Source organism: Streptomyces changchenzhani (genome assembly GCF_039766235.1).
Lineage (GTDB): Bacteria > Actinomycetota > Actinomycetes > Streptomycetales > Streptomycetaceae > Streptomyces.
This window is the reverse complement of the sequence record NZ_JBDHNH010000013.1, coordinates 111,221-131,246: the sequence shown is the minus strand read 5'-3', so window position 1 is coordinate 131,246 and position 20,026 is coordinate 111,221. Positions and strand designations below refer to the sequence as shown.

Sequence of the window (20,026 nt, the reverse complement as noted above, 5' to 3'; positions counted from 1 at the left end):
CGGGACTGCCTTGAGGGTCTGGGTCGCGCCAGACGTCAGCCAGTAGTTGCTTCACAGTCCACGTTACGGAGCAGAAGTGGCACCGTGCCCCATCGGTGTCGACGACTAGACGAGTCATTCCGAATGATCAGTGGTCGTAAGCGATCAGTGACCGTGTGATCGGCTGGCGGGTCTGGTGGTTGTGCCAGATCGCTGCGGCCATCGCGAGGATGCGCTGGGCGACGCGAACAGCGACGCCCTCGAAGGTCCGCCCGCCGTGTTGTTCCAGGTCGAGCTGGCCTTTGAGGGTGTCGTTGACCGACTCGATGAGCTGTCTCACCGACTTGAGGAGGCTCTCGCCCCTGCGCTTCTTCTCGCGCTTGAACGACGGCCGCAACAACTCCGCGCCCCGCAAGGCCAGATCGGCTTCGAACTCCTTGGAGGCGAAACCCTTGTCCGAGATCACCAGCAATCCCGGACGGTCCGTAACCGTCTCCGGTTCACGGTCGAGCATCGCGGTAAGTACCTCCCGCTCGTCGATCTTCGGGTTCGCCAGGGCCCACAGGATCGGCATCCCGGTCGGGGTGCAGACCAGGAACAGGCGCAGGCCCCAGAAGAACCGGCTGTGGCTGGCGCAGTACCCGTAACCGGCCCAGCCGGCCATGTCCGACCGCTTCACCGTCGGACGCGAGCGACCGCACTCCACCGGCGTGGAGTCGACGATCCAGTGCGGGTCGAACCAGAAGTCCGTGTCCACTGCCAGCAGCCGTATCGCCTTCTTGACCAGCGGCAACGCGGCCCTCAGCCGCTTGTTCCAACCCGGCTGCTTGGGCACGTACGGGAACATCGCCCCCAGACGGGAGTCCACAAACCGCAGCCACCGCGACTCCGAGGTGAAGCCCAGCAGCGCCTGTGCGACGGCGAGGCAAACAAGCTCGGAATCCGTCAGCTGCGGCGGTCTGCCCAGCCACCGGGTGCCTCCGATCTCGTCGTCGATCTTCACGTAAAGTGCGGTCAGCAGGGCGTCTAGGTTGTTCGTCACACAACGATCTTGGACGCCCTGTCTGCGTTCCCGGACACACCGTCAGCATTCGGAATGACTCGTCTAGTGCGTCCTGCCGGCATTCGCCGCAGTAGGCGGTGCGACGCTCCAGGCCAGCCAGATCGTTGCCGCGTAGCCGGTTCATGCGTTGGCGGACGAACGACTTGATGTCGGTGAGACGTGTCCGGGCCATCTCTAGATCCGGGTGGATCGACGCCAGTTCGTCGGGGCCAAGCCCTGGGAGTAGCTCGGTGTCCAGGAATCGCACTAGGAAGTCCAGGACGATGGCTGCGCGGGATTCTACAGCGCGCACGTTGTGCTGGAAGCCGTAGTGCTGAAGGGCATTCCGGTCTCTTGCCAGGTCCTTGAGCGCCTTGGCCTCCGCAACGCTGATGGGGACCTGGGCTATATTGCGCAGCCGTTCCACGGCTGCGTTGGTGGTGCAGCTCTCAAAGGAGAAGTCGGCCAGGCCGTCGCGCGTGGCCGTGGCGGGGTTGCTGAAGACCAAGCTCCAGTGCTCGCGCTGCAAGCGTGCCTTCAGCAGCACCTCTACGGCTGCCTGAAGATGAAGGACCGCGTACTTGACAGAGCGCGGGCCGGGAAGGTGCCCCTCGCCGCGGGCTAGGGCAGGTGAGCCCAGATACTGAACGACGCTGGCCAGGTAATCGACGCCATTACGGACCGGCGGGTAGTCGATCGAGACCGGGGCAGGCCGGCCAGACCCGCCGTCCTGGGATGTCGCCTGTTCCGTTGCTTTGATCGTGTCCACGCATCCATCCTCCCGCAGAGGACCGTCGCAACCGCCGGCGGTGCCCAACTCGTCGTCGCATACGGAGACACAGTCAAAGTGTGCTCATCCCTCAACCCGACAAATCAGCTGCTCCACTGAGTAGCATCACCTCCCAGAGGCAGCAGCGGCGCTGACTCTGATGTCCGAGGCGGGGGCAGCATGACGTCGATGCGAGCACAGCGGATTCACCCGGCGGCCTACGGTGCCCTTACCGAGGCTCTAGCCAGGATCTACTGGTTCAAGAAGGACCTCATCAAGTTCCTCCGGGTCCGAGCGGCAGAAAATCTGGAGCTTCTGGCTGGGCTGCCCTTCGAGGATTACAAGGTTGTGTTCGCCGAGGAGTTCGTCGACCGGCTCATGGCGGAGGAGTACCGCTACCAAGAACTCACTCTCTCCATCATGCTTGAGGTATCGCAGATGGACTCCTTCCCGAGCCTAAAGCGTCAGCCCGAGGCCGAAAAGCTTCTGGCGCAGGCCAATGACGCGGTGGCGGACCTGAAGATCTGGACGGAACGCTTCCAGGGACTTGTCGAGGAGCGGGCCCGGATCGAGGCACAGCAGGCCCAACAGGCGGATCATGAGCAGCGTCGACGGGGCTTCTCTCGACGCCTTGACGAGCTAAAGGAGGGTTTTCTCCGGCTGGAGGTGGACCCTGACCGTCAGCGGGCCGGCCGCGCATTCGAGCCCTTCCTCTATTCACTGTTCGAGCTCTTCGACATGCAGCCACGTCTCGGCTACGACCTTGAATTTCAGCAGATCGACGGATCGATCACATTCGACACAGACGACTACATACTTGAGGCGAAGTGGCTAGCTGGCGCTGTCGAGGCCGGACCGCTCATGCTGTTCAATGACAAGGTTCGCCGCAAGGGGAAGAACGCTCTCGGGCTGTTCATCAGCGTTAACGGATTCAGCTCCGGCGCTAAGGCAGCCTTCCGCGAAGGGACTGCCTTCCTCACCATCGAGGGTTTCGATCTGTTCTCCGTCCTTGACGACCGAGTACGCCTTGACGATCTGCTGTCCCGTAAGAAGAGGCACGCCAACGACACGGGCGACTGCTACTTCCCAGCACATCTGATGCTCAACGACTAACTGATCGTTTCAAAATGAACGTTGTCAGTTGGGTGGTGCGGAGGCAGGATCTGCTGGGCATCTGCTGATCTTTTGCCTGATGACCTGTGGGAACGCGTCGCCCCGCTGCTCCGGCTCGGCCGACGCGGCGGCATCGGTATCCGGGGCGGTTGCCGATGGATGACCGTGCTGCCTTGCGGGGCGTCGTTTATGTGCTGTGCAAGAGCGTGAGCTGGCGGGATGTCCCCGCGGAGCGGGTCGGCTGCAGCGAGGTGACGGCCTGGCGGCGTCTTCGGGACTGGGCCGAGGCGGGGGTCTGGCCCCGCCTGCACGAGGTCCTGCTGGCGGAACTTCGCCGGGGCGGCCTGCTGGAGATAGACGACGCGGCGATCGACGGCTCGCACGTCAGGGCGCTCAAGGGGGCTCACACCGGACCTTCGCCGTACGGCCGTGTGCGACCGGGAAGCAAGCACCACCTCATCGTCGACCGGCACGGAACCCCGCTCGCCGTCTTTCTGACCGGCGGAAACCGTCACAATGTCACCCAACTCATGCCCTTGCTGGGCGCGATTCCCCGCATACGGAGCCTGCGTGGCCTGCCTCGCCACCGGCGCCGACGGCTGTTCGCCGACCGCGGCTACGACTTCGACAAGTACCGCCGCCTCATGCGGGCCCGCGGCATCACCCCTAAAATCGCCCGCCGTGGCACACCGCACGGCTCCGGCCTGGGGAAGACCCGGACAGACGGCCAGCGGGCCTCTGCCCCTCCTTCTTCAAGAGCGCGGTACGTCTGGGCACGGTATCCGCGCCTCAACCAGAACGCCAGAGACGACGCAGGGCCCCGCCGGACGGCTCCGGCTAGGCCCTCCCCTCTCACACGCGTCTCACCAACTACAGAGATGCGCCTGCTCCACAATGAGCTGACCTGGCCTTTTGCCTCTCACCTGGACCACTCTGGACCCCACAAGACGCCATCTACAAGATGCCCCTATAGCGAGGGGTCGCTGAATACCGTTCTGACCAGGTTGAAGACCTCTCGGGCGGCGTATCGCCGCCGACATCGATGGTCAGTCCATCGGCAACGAGCCGGGAGCTGACCGGATGCGCACCGCGTTCGCCGCCATTCGTACCCAGGCCGACACCCTGCGCCCCACCGGCCGCGCCCAGCACGGGGATACCAACCGAGGAGGGCAGCCAGTCATGCCGTTCACCGGACACGCCCTAACGTCCGAATGCGCTGGCCCGGCCGTTCTCCCACATTTGACTCGGCATCCCTGAGCACCATCCTCCCCCTATGGGAATTCGCCCTTCTCGGGAATCAACTAAATGTTCGAATTTGGCCGGTATGCACGTTACCCAGGGTTGGCAATTCCACGAACGCGCTGGGTTTTTCCGGGCCACTGCATCCGGAACGAGAACGTCCACCCTGACTCCCTGGCTGGTTCCCGTTCCCCCTCGGTCGACTATTTTCAGTCGAGTTGACAGTTTTCGATTGCCGCCACTCATGAGACCCCACACGCTGTGTTCGCAAATATGCCGAGAGGGCATCCGTCGAAACAGGGGGAATGATCATGGGAGATGGCCTGGACCTGATGCAGGTCGCCGCCGGAGCTGCTGCTGCGCTGGTTGCTGAAATGGCGAAGGAGAGCTGGGAGAGCGCCCGCACGGCGATCGAACGGATTTTCAAACGCCGCGGAGCAGACGAAACATCGGTTGCGCAGGAACTTGGTCTGCTGGACGCGGCGCATCGCCGACTCAACGAGAGCACGGAGTCCGAGCGGGCAGACGTCGCCAAGCGGCTGGAGCAGGAACTGCTGATCCAGCTGGGTGCGTTCTTGCAGAAGAATCCGGATGCGGCTTCGGAGCTCCAGGAATTGGTGGACCAGTCGGAACAGCACGACACAGGGACCGGGTTGCGCGCCAACGTGCACGGCAACACCAGCAGCCAGGTACTCATCGCTGGGCGCGACGTCAGCGCAGGCAACTTCTCCCACCGTGCGCCGGAGGGTGAGAAGTGAGCGAGGAAAACAGCCTCGGCGATCTATCACGCCCTGCCCACGTGGGTTCTCCGCTTCCGGAGAACCCACGGCGTTTCCAGCGTCCGGGAACCGCAGGGATGGAGGTGGACGTACGCGGAAACAGGCACTCGCGCATTATCATCGCCGGCGGCAATGTCACGGAAAAAGATCCGCTGCCGGTGAGGGACATCCCCGACAGCGAGCTCGGTGTCGTCCGCAAGGCATGGGTCACTGCCGGATCGGACGGCGGAACCGTGTCGACTGCCGCCGATGCCTTCGGCCTGCTCGCCTCTGACGGCCCCGCACTTGCGGTGATTGCCGGTCCCGTCGGCTACGGCAAGCGAGCCGCCGGCATCCGGGCACTGTGGGAGGTTGCCCAGGCCGAGCAGACCGAGGACGGCACAGGACTCGTTCTCGCAGAGATTCAACCTGACTGGGACAAGCCCGAAGCACCAGATACCTCCCTGATGCCGAACGAGCCGGGCACCGGGTATCTCCTGGATGTCGCAGCGGAGGTCAGAGGCTGGGGGCGCCCTGGCGCTGTCGCCACAGCACTGGTGAAGCTCGCCGAGGAACTGCGGAAGATCGGCTCATACCTGGTCGTCATTGCCGATGATCACGGATGGCCTGAAGAGGAATCCACCGCCCTGGCCACGCCCGTGGTCCGGGTGAAGTCCATGCCCTCCCCGCACAGAATCGCGACGGCCCACCTCGAATTCGTACACCTCAAACCGGAACGGCTGAGCTGGCTCAACACGTCGTCCAGCACGACCAGTACGGGAATGCTCGGCAGGGCCGCACATCTGCTGCACAAGGACACGTCCACACCCGCCGACGCCGCCCGGCTTGCCACCTTGCTCGCGCAGACCGAGAACTCCCTCCAGGGCCTCGACAACGCGATTGCCGCCTTTCGCCAGTGGCGCAAAGCTGTCGTGGACCTCTTCACGGAGACTGAACAGCGGCCTGCTGACCGGGCTCTGCTCATCGCCGCACTCTTCCTCAGCGGTGACAAAGCCCTGACTATCGAGGACGCTGCTCGACGCCTCCTCGGCAGGCCCGCGGAACAAAACGTGGAAGTCATCCTGACCGGCCCCGACCTGACCGCCCGACTGGTCGATGTCCACGCCAAGGTCACGGAACGCCACGCAACTCTCGATCACCGCCCCGGGTATGCCCAGGCCGTCCTGAACCACCTTTGGCGGCAGCGCCCCGACATCCACACGCACCTGCTCAGGTGGCTCGACGACATCACCGCGCCAGGACAGCCCGGTGCGACCCGACTGGCTGCCATCAGCGATCTGCTGGTCGAACTGGCTATCGCCGAGAACGACATCAACGTCATTGAGAAGATCCGCTCCTGGATCAGCAACGGAAACACCTCGGATGAGCACCTTCAGCTAATCGCCGGAGTGTTCGCCAAAGCCGCCGAGGCGGACGGCCTGGGAGCGAAAGTGCGGGCCCGGTTGCTGGACTGGTCCCGGGACGGCGCGGAATCCGTTGCGAAGGTCATCGCCCTCGTCTGCCAGAACGAATTCGCCGATCACTTCCCGAGGCAGACCCTCGTGCGCCTGCGACACATCCTTGACCGCGCCGAACGCGACGCCGCCGTGCAAGTGGCCGAGGAAGCGCTGCGCGCGCTCGCCGCCGACCCACAACATCTAGTCCTCACCTGGGGCATGGTCATCAAGTGGGCCACCGAGCACGGCCACTTGGCCGGCCATCGCGCTTTCCTTTCTCTCCTCGATCCGCAGCACGACCCGTATGTACTCCAAGTCCTGCTGGATTCTGCGGGCCAAAATCCCGAGGTGAAGCAGGACCTCTTGCGAGGCTGGCGCGCAGCGCTCACAGACGCCCGCGTGTCCACGCAGTGCCGTGACTTGATGATCGCCTGGGCGTACGCCCGCGCCGAGGGCCTGGTGCCCTACGAGCTGATTACCGCCATCCTGCGCCAGGTGGTCGCCGAGCACATGTACGACAGCCCTGTCACGGCCTTCGTCTTCGGCGAGGCAGGAGTGCCGTACGACGAGCCCGTTATCGCCCTGCGCAAGGACCTCCAGCTACCCATTCGCCCACCAGCGCCACGGCCATCCACCGACTCCCGACCGTGGGAGTCCTGATCCGTGGCTCCTCTTCACTGGTCTCGCGGCCGCGAGCACAGGGCGCTGCAGCGCGGCTTGACCCGCTTCGAAACCCGACTGCCCAGCCGTGTCGACGGGATCGGCTTCCACGCCCAGATCACCGCTACCGTCCACACTGACCCCCCGTATTCCCAGAGCACGGACGAACTCGCGTCGGCCATCCGCGCCACGCTGCGCGAGGCTGCTGCCGATGTATCGCAGAAGTGCGACCCCGCTGACCTCGCCACCACCCGCGACGTCTGCGGACGCCACCTCGCCGGCCGTCGCTTCCTGCCCACTGACCCGCCCGTGGCATTCGACGCCAAAGCTGACATCGACCTTCTCCCCGACGACCAGGCAGCACTCAACGAGCTGCTCAATGCTCTGCGCCGCCAGGCGATCGCCGATGCGGTCCGCCGCCAACAGACCGGCTCCCTCGCCCGTGAACTGGCTGACCCCGCCGCAGTGCTCGCCCGGTGGATCGAGCAGCAGCCCGACCGCCTGGGCAGCCCGCCGGACAGCAAGGTCATTGAACAGATCGCTGCCGTCTTCGCCCACTACCGACCCGAGCGCGAACACACCGTCGATCACGCAGCTCTGGAACTGATCCGGGAGTTCCTGGGCAGCTTCCAGGACCCTCCGCAGAAACGCATGATCTACGAGGTCCTAGCCGCCGGCATGCGCCACGCGCACCGACCCGACCACGCAGCCAAGGCAGAGGCCCTCCTAGACGAGAACGAACCCACCAGCGTCCCCGCGAGCGGCGCATGAGGGCTCTCGTGACGCGTACCGAGTGGCACAGGAGGCACCCCTCATGAACACAACGGTGCTGCGCTGGCTGATGTCTCCACGGACCAGCTGGCACGCCTGGCGCCTGGCACGAGCCAGCCGCGGCAACCTCACCTTCGACGCCGCCTGGCGGCGCACTCGTATCGACATCCACCCCGACGAGATTCCCTACCAGCGTCGCGGGCACCTACCGGACTGATGGGTGTCCCGCCGTCAGAGCCCGGCGGGGGTTCAGCCTCTTACGCGAGGGAGCGTTTGCTCTCACAAGCCGTATCACAAACAGGGTTGACGTCCCTGGACAGAACGGGCTGACCTGGCTATATGCACCTCAGATGAACCACCCTGGACCCTCTAGGACGCCATCTCCAACCTGTGCCAGGTCGTACCCAGTGAGGGACCCAGGATCAGGACAGGTGCGTCTTTTGGCCCGTCAAAGCGGTATTGCAGGGCACTCTTCGGTGTCTCACTCACTCGCCTGACCCTCTCATCTGTCACGAGATGTCACACCGCCGGGGTGGACCTAGCGGGCCTTGCCCCGCTCCGGCGCTGCCGGACCCGCCGGCGAGAGTCCAGGTACATGTTCCCCGGCGTGCACTCGTGGCCGTGTCGACAGTAGGTCCTCCGGCGCGTACCGTCCCTCAGCCGCTACGAGCAAGGCTCCCCCTTGGTCACGGCCCCCGGGCGGTTCGGGTTGCAGCATCGAGTGTGGTGGCACGTACGAGGCCCGGCGTGACTCACCTGGAAACCTTCCACAGGCAAGATCTTCAGCGCTGTGGAGCGACAATCCGCAGACATGCCGCGGAGCGCACCCTCTCCAACCACAGCGACGCCTACCACCTCCAGCAGCACCACTGGCGAGCCCTGCACCAGACCCGGGCCACCGTCAGCCACTACAACCGGCGCGGCGACCCCCTACCCACCCGCCTACGCCCCTGGCGACAACCCGAGCAAAACCGATCACAACCTCAAGATCTGAGGCTGTAGTACTCGGCTGCGCGAGCGGGGCCATGCACGGTTCAAAAAACCTTCGGCCGGAGGTGAATCCTTTCCGGACCTCCCCGCCTCTTATCCGTGTACCGGCCGAAGGGGCCGGCCGAACCGGGAGGAAACACCAATGATGGTCACGGTTTTCGTAGTGATCGGAGCCCTGCTCGTGGGCGCGTGCAGCTGGCACCTGATGCGGCGCTACAAGAGCCGAAACTGACCAGCGCCTGTGTGCGGGGCGCCTTCCGGGTATGAGCAGCGCATGAACCAACGTTTCCCCTGGCCGGACGAGCGGCTGATCAAGGCCGCTCAGGACGGCGACGTCACTTCGCTCACCACCGTCGTCATGGAATCGCAGCCTCATGTGCGCAGGTTCGCCATATCGTTGTGCGCCTCGCCGCAGGACGCGGAGGACGCGGCGCAGGAGGCGCTGATCATCCTCTACCGGAAGATCGGCACCTTACGGGCCACTGGCGCGCTTGCCTCGTGGATGTTCCGGATTGTGCGCAACGAGTGCCTCCGGCAGGTACGGCTGCTCGTCTCTCGGAGCGACGGGGCGTCGGTCGAACCGGAGGCGTCCGCCGAGGACGCGGTGCTGCACAAGCTGGAGGCGGAGCGGATCGCGGCTGCGGTCAGTGCCCTTCCCCGTGACCAGCGGCAGGTCCTGATCATGCGGGACGTACAGGGCCTGCCCGGCAAGACCGTCGCCGATTCGCTCGGTCTGAGCAAGGCCGCGATGAAGTCGCGGCTGCACAGAGCGCGCGCAACACTGCGTCACTCACTGGCAACGACCGACCAAGCACCCGACCAAGCACCCGATCAAGCCGTCGACCAATCCGTCGAAGGAGACTCACCACCGTGAACACCGTGAAGCCCGCACAGGGCGAGAAGGCACGGGTCACCGCGCAGTCCGCGGCACCCGAGACGAACTTCGCCAGCAAGTCCGTCCCGCGCCACCTGGCGCGCGGCGTCATCGGCTTCGGGCTGATCATCGGCTCGATCGCCCTGGTGCCCGTCGCCGGCCCGGCCACCCTACTGGCGGCCCCGTTGGCCCTGATCGCCTTCCGCGGCTGCCCCACCTGCTGGATGGTCGGCCTGGCGCAGACCATCTCCCGCGGCCGTCTGGAGCGCCAGTGCGCGGACGGCGTCTGCACCCTCTCCAAGGCACACCCGGCGGCGAAGGCCGCGGAAGAACCGACAGCCGACATCAACGTCCCGGCCGCTTCCCTGTGACCAGGCCACGGCCTGTCCCGTGAACCGCGAGCCCACGAACGCCCGCCCCGTCGGCCTCTCCGTGGCCCCGGGGCTTCCGGCGTTCTGGCCCGGCATGACTTCCGCCCTCCTGTCGCCCGACCCGGGGGCCCGACACCTGCGTCCCGCAGCGCGAAAGGGCAGGCCATGGGACCGTCGTCAACCAGCCACCACAAGTACGTGCTGTTTCCGCGTGGTTAACAAGACGGTTGCGAGGACGAAGATCCCTTCGATTACCCGGAATATTGGATTCCTTTCCAACTCGCAGCCATGGCAATTGGTTTACGGATTTCCGACTCGATGCTAGGGTCCAAATGAATCAGGCTGGGCCGCCGAGTCGGCAACGCCGTTGATTGTGCTTCACGGGGGGAGCAAGCGAAACCATGATTCGCCATGCCCGAATTAAGGCGGCAGCACCGCCATCAGACAGCGCACCACGAAGCCCGTCAGGCGACGCAGCGGAAAACCTGGAACAGCCCGTCCGGGATGGACAGCCGCAACAGGCACCCGATCAGATCGACAACCGGACAGTTGCCGTCGTCGGACTCTCCTGCCGCTTCCCCGGCGGGGCGAGCCCCGCCGAATTCTGGGATCTCCTCAGGAACGGCCGCAGCACCATAGCAGAGCCACCTGCGGATCGAGCACACCTTGCCGCTTTGAGCGATGGGTCTCCGCGCCCTGGCGGTTTTCTGTCCCACGTCGACACCTTCGATGCCGAGTTCTTCGGCATTTCCCCACGCGAAGCCGCCGCGATGGACCCGCAGCAGCGGCTCATACTCGAACTCGCCTGGGAGGGGCTGGAGGACGCCGGCATCGTCCCGGCCACACTCGCCGACACCGCCACCGGCGTCTTCGTCGGCGCGATCGCCGACGACTACACGACCCTCACCCACGCGGCCGGACCCGGCGCCACCTCCGCGCACACGGTGACCGGGTTACACCGCGGCATAATCGCCAACCGGGTCTCCTACGTCCTCGGCCTGCAGGGCCCCAGCATGGTGGTCGACACCGCACAGTCGTCGTCGCTGGTCGCGGTGCATCTGGCCTGCGAGAGCCTGCGCCGCGGCGAGTCCGTCGTGGCGCTGGCCGGCGGCGTCAACCTCAACCTCGCACCCGAGAGCACCCACGCCCTGGCAGCCTTCGGCAGCCTCTCGCCCGACAATCGATGTTTCGCACTCGATGCCCGGGCGAACGGCTATGTCCGGGGTGAGGGCGGCGGTCTGGTGGCGCTGAAACTCCTCAGCCGGGCCTTGGCCGACGGGGACCGCATCCACTGCCTGCTGCACGGTGGTGCCATCGGCAGCGACGGAGCAAGCGACACCCTTCCCACTCCCAATGGAAAAGCCCAGGAACGCGTCATACGCGACGCCTGGGACAACGCGCGAATACCGCTGGAACAAGCGCAGTACGTCGAAATACACGGATCGGGAACCCTGGTCGGCGACCCCATTGAAGCGTCAGCTCTGGGCACTGTTTTCGCCTCGTCCCGCACTCCGGGTAATCCACTCAGGATTGGCTCCGTCAAGACGAACATCGGGCACCTCGAAGGGGCCTCAGGCATAGCGGGACTCGTCAAGACTATTCTCTGCATAAAAGAGCGAGAACTCGTCCCAACCCTGAACTACCTTACCCCCAATCCGCAGATACCTTTCGCCAATCTGCGGCTCGCCGCCGTCATCAAAACCGAGCTGTGGCCGAATCCCGACGGGCCGCTCGTCGCGGGTGTGACATCGGTTGGAATGGGGGGCACCAACTGTCATCTGGTGCTCAGCGAGTACCCCGGCGACGCCGCCGTGACCGTCGAGAGCCAGCCAGCACAGCCAAAAGAATCGGACGAATGCGATTCTGTCGCCTGGGTGCTGTCCGGACGCGGTGACAAAGCGTTGCGCGCCCAGGCTGCGCGTCTGCGCGAACACCTCGCCGCACACCAGGATTTCGGTGCCGCCGAGATCGCCCGGGCCCTCGCTCACGACCGCACCGCCTTCACCCACCGAGCTGTTCTGGTCGGCGCCGACCAGAACGACCTGCTCACCGCTCTGGACGCGGTCGCCGACGCCCGGGTCACCCAGGCCGCGGTCGAGGGCAGCAGCCACCAAGCCGTCCGCGAGGCGGTGTTCGTCTTCCCCGGCCAGGGCTCACAGTGGGTCGGCATGGCCGCGGAACTCCTCGACAGCGCGCCCGTCTTCGCCAAGGTCATGGAGGACTGCGAGCGTGCGCTGCGCCCGTATCGCGACTGGTCACTCACCGATGTGCTGCGCGGACGCCCCGGCGCGCCCGCCCTCGATCGCGACGACGTCGTGCAACCCGCCCTGTGGGCCGTCATGGTCGGGCTGGCCGCACTGTGGCGGGCGGTAGGTGTCGAACCGGCCGCGGTTGTCGGTCACTCACAGGGTGAGATCGCCGCCGCCACCGTCAGCGGCGCCCTCACCCTGGACGACGCGGCCCGGCTGATCGCCGTACGAAGCGCCGCCCTCGGCGCGCTGGCCGGGCGCGGCGGCGGCATGCTCACCGTTTCGCTGCCCGCCGACCGGCTACGCGACGGCCTCTCCGCATATCCGCAGTTGAGCGTGGCCGCCGTCAACTCGCCCGGCATGACCGTGGTGGCCGGTGACATGGCCGCCCTGGACGCTCTGGCCGCGCAGTACGGCGAGGACGTCCGTACCCGGCGCGTCCCGGTCGCCTACGCCTCGCACAGCCCGCACGTCGACGCCGTACGCGACACGCTGCTGGCGGACCTCGCCGGGATCGCACCGCGCACCGGGAGCGTGCCGCTGCACTCCACCGTGACCGCCACAGTCCTGGCCGGCTCCGAGCTGGACGTCGACTACTGGTACCGCAACCTGCGGGAACCCGTGCAGTTCGAGCCCGCCGTACGGGCACTGCTCGACGCGGGACACGAGCTGTTCATCGAGATGAGCCCGCACCCCGTGCTGGCGCTCGCCGTCCAGCAGACCGCGGAGGCCGCGGACCTGCCGGTCGCCGCCCTGTGCACGCTGCGCCGCGGGGAGGGCGGCCCGCAGCGGCTGCTGCTCGCATTCGGCGAGGCGTTCTGCCATGGCGCAGAGGTGGACTGGTCCACCCTGCTGCCCGCCGACACCACCCGCGCCGAGCTGCCGACATACGCCTTCCAGCGGCGCCGCCACTGGATCTCCGAGCAGCCCGAGGCCGCCCGGGCCCTGCCGTCGGCCGGCACCGCGCCGACGCCGCAGGCCGCGGCGCTCCCGGAGGACACCGCGGACGGACACGAGGCCGAGCAGAACCGCTCGCTGACCGGCCAGGCCGCCCTGGAGCTGGTACGGGCGCACACCGCCGCCGTTCTCGGCTACGACTCCGCCGCCGAGATCGAGGCACGGCGGACGTTCAAGGAGCTGGGCATCGACTCGGCGATGGTCGTCATGCTGCGCAACCGGCTCGTCACCGCCACCGGGCGCAAACTCCCCACCACGGTGGTGTACGACCACCCGAGCCCCGCCCAACTGGCCGCGCTGCTCGCCGACGCGCAGCATGACTCGGCGGTCCCCGAGGCGCGTCCCGATCAGGACGACCCCGTCGTGATCGTCGGCATGGGGTGCCGTTTCCCGGGCGGGGTGGACTCGCCCGAGGCGCTGTGGCAGGTCGTCGCCCAGCAGCGCGATGTGATCTCCGATTTCCCGGCCGACCGGGGCTGGGACCTCGACGGTCTCTACCACCCCGACCCGGACCACTCCGGCACGTCCTACGTACGCAACGGTGGCTTCCTCGAAGGCGCCGCGGAGTTCGACGCCGAACTGTTCGGGATCTCGCCGCGTGAGGCGCTGGCGATGGACCCGCAGCAGCGCGCCTTCCTCGAAGTGTGCTGGGAGGCCCTGGAACGGGCCGGAATCGCCCCGGACTCCCTGCGCGGCACCCAGACAGGGGTGTTCGCCGGTGTCATGGCCCAGGAGTACGGTCCGCGTCTGGGTGAGGCGCGTGCGGGTGCCGCCGGGTTCGGGTTGACGGGGACGACGTCGAGTGTGGCGTCGGGCCGGGTGGCTTACACGCTGGGGTTGCAGGGTCCGGCACTGACGGTGGACACAGCGTGTTCGTCGTCGCTGGTCGCGCTGCATCTGGCGGTCCACGCCCTGCGGTCCGGGGAATGCTCACTCGCCCTCGCCGGCGGCGTGACAGTGATGTCGACACCAGGCATCTTCGTCGAGTTCTCGCGCCAGCGGGGACTCGCCACCGACGGCCGGTGCAAGTCGTTCTCCGCGGACGCCGACGGCACCGCCTGGGCCGAAGGCGCGGGCATCCTCGTGGTCGAACGACTCTCGGACGCCCGACGACTGGGCCACCCCGTCCTGGCCATGATCGCCGGCACAGCCGTCAACCAGGACGGCGCCTCCAACGGACTGACCGCACCCAGCGGCCCCGCCCAGGAACAAGTGATCCGGGCAGCCCTGCACGACGCCGGAATATCCTTCGCCCATGTCGACGCGGTCGAGGCCCACGGCACCGGCACCGTACTCGGCGACCCGATCGAAGCACAGGCCCTCCTCGCCACCTACGGCAGCGAACGCAACAACCGACCCCTGCTGCTGGGCTCACTGAAATCCAACCTCGGACACGCACAGGCAGCAGCCGGCGTCGGCGGCATCATCAAAATGGTGATGGCCCTGCGCCACAGCGAACTGCCCGCCTCCCTGAACGTCAACAAGCCCAGCGAGCTGGTCGACTGGACCACAGGCGCCGTCGAAATACTCACCGAACGATGTCCGTGGCCCGCTGAGGTGGACAGGGTCCGCCGGGCCGGCGTCTCGTCATTCGGCATCAGCGGCACCAACGCCCACATCATCCTCGCGGAACCCCCCACCGAGCCGCTCATACCCGGGACCGACCCCGGGGACGGCGTCTCCGCTCCCTTGTGGGTGCTGTCCGGCCGTACCGAGCCGGCGCTGCGCGCCCAGGGCACCGCACTCGTCGACGCGCTGGACGCCCTCGACGGGGTGTCCAACCGTGACCTCGGCCGCGCCCTGGCCACCACCCGTACCGCCCTCGACCACCGCGCGGCCGTCACCGCCGAGGACCGCAGGGAGGCCGTAGAGGCGCTGGCCGCGCTCGGCCGCGGCGAACCGCACTCCGCCCTGACCCTGGGCATGGCGCACCCCGACGACGGCCTCGCCTACCTCTTCACCGGGCAGGGCAGCCAACACGTCGGCATGGGGCGCGAGTTGTACGAGACTGAGCCGGTCTTCGCCGCCGCCCTCGACGCGGTGTGCGGCGAACTCGACGCCTGCCGCAACTCCGTGCCCGGCACTCCACCGATCCGCGAGGTGATGTTCCACGACGCCGAGGCACTCGACCGGACCGAGAACACCCAGAGCGCTCTCCTCGCCCTCCAGATCGCGCTGTTCCGGCTGCTGGAGCACCGGGGCCTGGCACCGGACGCCGTACTCGGCCACTCCATCGGCGAGTTCGCCGCCGCCCACGTCGCCGGGATCCTCACCCTGCCCGACGTCTGTGCCCTGGTCACCGCGCGCGGTCGGCTCATGCAGGCCCTGCCGCCCGGCGGCGCGATGATGGCCGTCCAGGCGTCGCACGGCGAGGTCCGCGCACTGCTGGAGGGCCGCGAGCACGAGGTGAGCATCGCCGCCGTCAACGGCCCCACGGCCGTCGTCGTCTCAGGCGACGTCGAGGCCGTGGAACAGGTCGCTGCCACGTTCGCCGCCGCCGGTCGCAAGACGCGCCGACTCACCGTCAGTCACGCCTTCCACTCCCACCGCATGGACGGGATGCTCGACGCTTTCGCCGCCGTCACCGCGGGAATCCGATACGCGGAACCGCGCATCACCATGGTGTCCACCGTCACCGGCCGACCTGTCGACGTCACCACCGACTACTGGGTCCAGCAAGTGCGCCGGGAAGTACGGATGTCCGACGGTCTGGCCGCACTCCACGACCTCGGGATGCGGACCTTCCTCGAACTCGGCCCGGACGGTGTGCTGTCGGCACTGGGCCAGGACTGTCTGAACGACGACGCGCTGGCGTTCGTCCCGGTGCTGCGCCGCGGCCGGTCCGAGTGCCGCGCCCTGGCCGCCGCACTCGGCGCACTGCACATCCGCGGCCGAAGCCCGGACTGGCACGCCGTGTTCGGCCCGGGGCGGACGCCCGGCCTGCCCACGTACGCCTTCCAGCGGGAGCGCTACTGGCTGACCGCGCACGGCACCGTAGGACCGGCCGGTCACCCACTGCTCGGCCCCGCCGTTGAACTCGCCGAATCCGGGCAGGCCGTGCTGACCGCCCGGCTCGGCCGCCGCACCCACCCCTGGCTCGTCGACCACGCCGTCCTCGGCTCGGTCCTGCTGCCCGGCACCGCCTTCCTCGAACTCGCCGCCCACGCGGGAACGCAGACCGGTACGCCGCGTGTCTCCGAACTCACCCTGATCGCCCCCCTGGTGATCCCCGAAGAAGGCCGCGCCCAGGTACAGGCCGTCGTGGCCGCACCCGGCGACGACGGACAGCGTGCGCTGACCGTGCACGCCCGCACCGAGACGCCGGACGGCGCCACCGAGCCGTGGACCCTGCACGCCACCGGCACCCTCGCCCCACACGACGGAGCCCCCGCAACCGCCGCGGGCCGGTACGCCGCCGAGGCCGAGGCCGAGCCCCTGCCCATTGACGGCTGCTACGACGAACTGGCCGCCGCGGGCTACGCCTACGGCCCGGTCTTCCGGGGCCTGCGCGCCGCGTGGCGGAACGGCGCGGATCTGCTCGCCGAGGTCGCCCTGCCGCCGTCCGTCACCGACGCCGCCTCCTACGGGCTGCACCCGGCGCTGCTTGACGCGGCCCTGCACCCGATCGTCATGACCGCACTGGACGACGGCAACCGCCGTCTGCTGCCCTTCTCCTGGCGCGGCGTGACCATCCACCAGCCCGGCGCCAGTACCGCCCGCGCCCTGATCTCCGCCACCGGACCGGACGCGGTGTCGCTGACCCTCCTGGACGAGTCCCTCGCGGTGATCGCCGAGGTCGAGGAGCTGGTCCTGCGCCCTGTCAGCGATGACGTGGCCGTCCCGCCGTCCCTCCACCGCCTGGACTGGAAACCTGCCCCGGCGGACCATGCCCCGTCCCCGTCGGCCGCCGCATTAGGCTCCGCCGACCTGGGCGTCGGCCCGCAGTACGCCGACCTCGCGGCCCTGGGCCAGGCCGTCGACGCGGGGCTTCCCGCCCCCGCGGTGGTCTTCGCCCCGCTCGCGGACCTCGCGGACGGTCCGACGGCCGGCATCCACCCCCCTGTGCACCGCGCACTGGCTCTGCTCCAGGCATGGCTGGCCGACGACCGGCTCGCCGACTCCCAGCTGGTGCTCGTCACCCGGGCAGCCGTGGCCACCGCACCGGACGCCGACGTGGACCCCGACGGCGCGGCCGTATGGGGTCTGGCGCGCTCGGCGCAGACCGAGAACCCCGGGCGGGTCGGGCTGCTCGACGTGGAGTCGGCGGCCGACTGCCGTACCGCACTGCCGCTGATCGGTGCGGAGCCGCAACTCGCGGGACGGGACGGGGCGTTGCTGGTGCCCAGGCTCGGCCGGGCGACGGCTGACAGTGCCCTGGGTCTCCCTGCCGGGGTGACCGCCTGGCGGCTGGGGGTACGCGACCGCGGGACCCTGGACCACCTGGCGCTCGAACCCTGCCCGGAGGCCCTGGCCCCGCTGGGGAACGGCGAGATACGCATCGCGGTGCGCGCCGCGGGCGTCAACTTCCGCGACGTACTGAACACCCTCGGTCTCTACCCCGGTGACCCCGGTCTGCTCGGCCTCGAAGGAGCCGGTGTGGTCACCGAGGTCGGGCCCGGCGTCACCGGTCTCGGCGTCGGCGACCGGGTCATGGGCCTGTTCTCCGGGGCGTTCGGCCCGGTGGCCGTCGCCGACCAGCGGCGGGTCGCCGCCATGCCCGCCGACTGGACGTACGCTCAGGCGGCGTCCGCGCCCATCGTGTTCCTGACCGCCTACCACGCCCTGGTCGACCTCGCCGGCCTGGCCGCGGGCGAGCGCGTCCTGATCCACGCCGCCGCGGGCGGCGTCGGTATGGCCGCCGTCCAACTGGCTCGGCATCTGGGGGCGGAGGTCTACGGTACGGCGGGCCCCGGCAAATGGGACGCCCTGCGTGCCTTCGGCCTGGGCGGGGCGAACCTGGCGTCGTCCCGCACCCCGGACTTCGAGACCGCGTTCGGCGCGGCCACCGAGGGCCGCGGCATGGACGTCGTACTGAACTCCCTCGCCGGTGAGTTCGTGGACGCCTCCCTGAGGTTGCTGCCGCGCGGTGGTCGCTTCGTCGAGATGGGCAAGACCGATCTGCGCGACCCGGGGCTGGTCGCGGCCGACCACCCCGGGGTGGACTACCGCTTCTTCGACCTGCTCCAGGAACCGACCGAGCGGATCGCCGAACTGCTCACGGCTGTCCTGCGGTTGCTGTCGTCGGGGACTCTGACCCCGCTGCCGCTCAGCACGTGGGATGTCCGCCGGGCACCGGAGGCGTTCCGCTACGTCAGCCAGGCCCGGCACATCGGCAAGGTCGTCCTCACCTTGCCCGCGGTCCTGGACCCGGACGGTACGGTCCTGGTCACCGGTGCCACCGGTGCCCTCGGCGGACTGGTCGCGCGGCACCTGGTCGCCGAGCACGGTGCTCGCCGTCTGTTGCTGGTCAGTCGTCGCGGCCCCGACGCGCCGGGCGCCGCGGAACTGGCCGCCGAACTCACCGAGTTGGGCGCCGAGGTCATCCTCGCCGCCTGTGACACCGCCGACCGCGACGCGCTCGCGCAGTTACTGACCGGCATACGGCTCACCGCCGTCGTCCACACCGCGGGGGTACTCGACGACGGCGTGATCACTGCGCTCACCCCCGAACGCCTCGACACGGTGCTCGCCGCCAAGGCCACCGCGGCCCGTAACCTGCACGAACTGACCGTGGACCAGGACCTCGCGGCGTTCGTCCTTTTCTCCTCCGTCATGGGTGTCATCGGCGGCGCCGGCCAGGGCAACTACGCCGCCGCCAACGCCTACCTGGACGCCCTGGCCCAGCACCGCAAGGCACATCGCCTCCCCGCGCTTTCCCTGGCCTGGGGGATGTGGGCGGACACCGCGGGAAGGCCAGGCGCCACCGGAATGGCGGGCGCCCTGTCCGAAGCCGACCGGGGACGGATCGCCAGAACCGGCCTCGCGCCCATCGGCCGGGCGGAGGGCCTGGCCCTGCTCGACGCGGCGCTGCGCGGGGACACCGCCGTGCTCGTGCCCGCGCCCTTCGACCGTGCCGCGCTCGGCTCGCTCGAACCGCAACTGCCCACCGTGCTAAGGGACCTGGCCCCGACCGCACCGCGACCGGCCCAGGCGCCGGCCACCGCCGCGACCCCGAGGACCGAGACCCTGCACGACCGGCTCGCCGCGCTGAGCCCGGCCGAGCAGGAGGAACTGCTGCTGGATCTCGTCCGGGTGCAGACCGCCGCCGTACTGGGGCAGTCCTCCGCGGCCGGCATTGCCGCCGACCGGCCCTTCAAGGACATGGGCTGCGACTCGCTCACCCTCGTTGAACTGCGCAACAGGCTGCAGACCAGCGCAGATCTGCGGCTGCCCGCCACCTTCCTCTTCAACTACCCGACGCCCCTGGCGGTCGTGGCCCACCTACACACCGAACTGGCCCCGGCCGACACGGAATCCGTCAGCTCCACCGACGCGCAGACCGCCACGACGGCCATACCGGGCCTGATCGAACTCGACCGGTTGGAAGCGGCACTTGCCGAACTGCCGGACAACACCCAGGACGACACCAGAGCCGAGATCGTCCAACGACTCCAGGCACTGCTGGCCCGTGTACCGGCTCAGCGGGCCCAGGCCGACGACATCGATCTGACCGCACGGGTCCAGTCGGCGTCGGTCAACGAACTCCTCTCGTTCATCGACTCCGAACTCTGACCCCACTTCCGCATCGCCCGGACCCTCAACCTGCTCATCACGTTCGCCGCGCGCGGCACGCTCAC

Annotated in this window: 9 protein-coding genes and 1 pseudogene; 9 read left to right on the top strand and 1 reads right to left on the bottom strand. The window is 68.2% G+C overall.

Annotated elements, in window-relative coordinates; translation table 11 throughout:
* Positions 1-127: 127 nt before the first annotated feature.
* The gene (locus tag ABCR94_RS33040) at positions 128-1,021 is read right to left on the bottom strand and encodes an IS982 family transposase (protein ID WP_347117916.1); all 894 of its coding nucleotides are present in this window, start codon (positions 1,019-1,021) and stop codon (positions 128-130) included.
* A gap of 949 nt (positions 1,022-1,970) precedes the next feature.
* Between ABCR94_RS33040 and ABCR94_RS33035 the strand changes: the two genes are divergently transcribed.
* The 9 genes and pseudogenes from ABCR94_RS33035 to ABCR94_RS32990 all read left to right on the top strand — a co-directional run bounded on the left by ABCR94_RS33035 (position 1,971) and on the right by ABCR94_RS32990 (position 19,961).
* Positions 1,971-2,903 carry a hypothetical protein gene (locus ABCR94_RS33035; RefSeq protein ID WP_347124508.1) on the top strand — a complete coding sequence of 311 codons (933 nt, stop codon included), beginning with the start codon at positions 1,971-1,973 and terminating at the stop codon, positions 2,901-2,903.
* Positions 2,904-2,951: 48 nt separating this feature from the next.
* Positions 2,952-3,646 (top strand): annotated as a pseudogene (locus tag ABCR94_RS33030) (IS5 family transposase); the annotation flags it as partial.
* 807 nt (positions 3,647-4,453) lie between these two features.
* The gene (locus tag ABCR94_RS33025) at positions 4,454-4,900 is read left to right on the top strand and encodes a hypothetical protein (protein ID WP_347124507.1); all 447 of its coding nucleotides are present in this window, start codon (positions 4,454-4,456) and stop codon (positions 4,898-4,900) included.
* Positions 4,897-7,017: a hypothetical protein gene (locus tag ABCR94_RS33020; RefSeq protein WP_347124505.1), complete on the top strand. Its 2,121-nt coding sequence runs from the start codon at positions 4,897-4,899 to the stop codon at positions 7,015-7,017. The genes ABCR94_RS33025 and ABCR94_RS33020 overlap by 4 nt, the downstream gene beginning before the upstream one ends.
* Positions 7,018-7,074: 57 nt before the next feature.
* On the top strand, positions 7,075-7,788 hold the full coding sequence (locus tag ABCR94_RS33015; protein WP_347124503.1) for a hypothetical protein: 714 nt from the start codon (positions 7,075-7,077) through the stop codon (positions 7,786-7,788).
* A gap of 43 nt (positions 7,789-7,831) precedes the next feature.
* Entirely contained in the window at positions 7,832-8,005 is a 174-nt protein-coding gene (locus ABCR94_RS33010) for a hypothetical protein (RefSeq protein WP_347124501.1), read from the top strand.
* 1,047 nt (positions 8,006-9,052) lie between these two features.
* Complete coding sequence (locus ABCR94_RS33000) at positions 9,053-9,652, top strand: RNA polymerase sigma factor (RefSeq protein WP_347124499.1); 600 nt, start codon at positions 9,053-9,055, stop codon at positions 9,650-9,652.
* Positions 9,649-10,023: a hypothetical protein gene (locus tag ABCR94_RS32995; RefSeq protein WP_521978380.1), complete on the top strand. Its 375-nt coding sequence runs from the start codon at positions 9,649-9,651 to the stop codon at positions 10,021-10,023. The genes ABCR94_RS33000 and ABCR94_RS32995 overlap by 4 nt, the downstream gene beginning before the upstream one ends.
* A 533-nt stretch (positions 10,024-10,556) precedes the next feature.
* Positions 10,557-19,961 (top strand): type I polyketide synthase, encoded by a 9,405-nt coding sequence (locus ABCR94_RS32990; RefSeq protein WP_521978394.1) that lies wholly within the window; start codon positions 10,557-10,559, stop codon positions 19,959-19,961.
* The last annotated feature ends 65 nt before the right edge of the window (positions 19,962-20,026 follow it).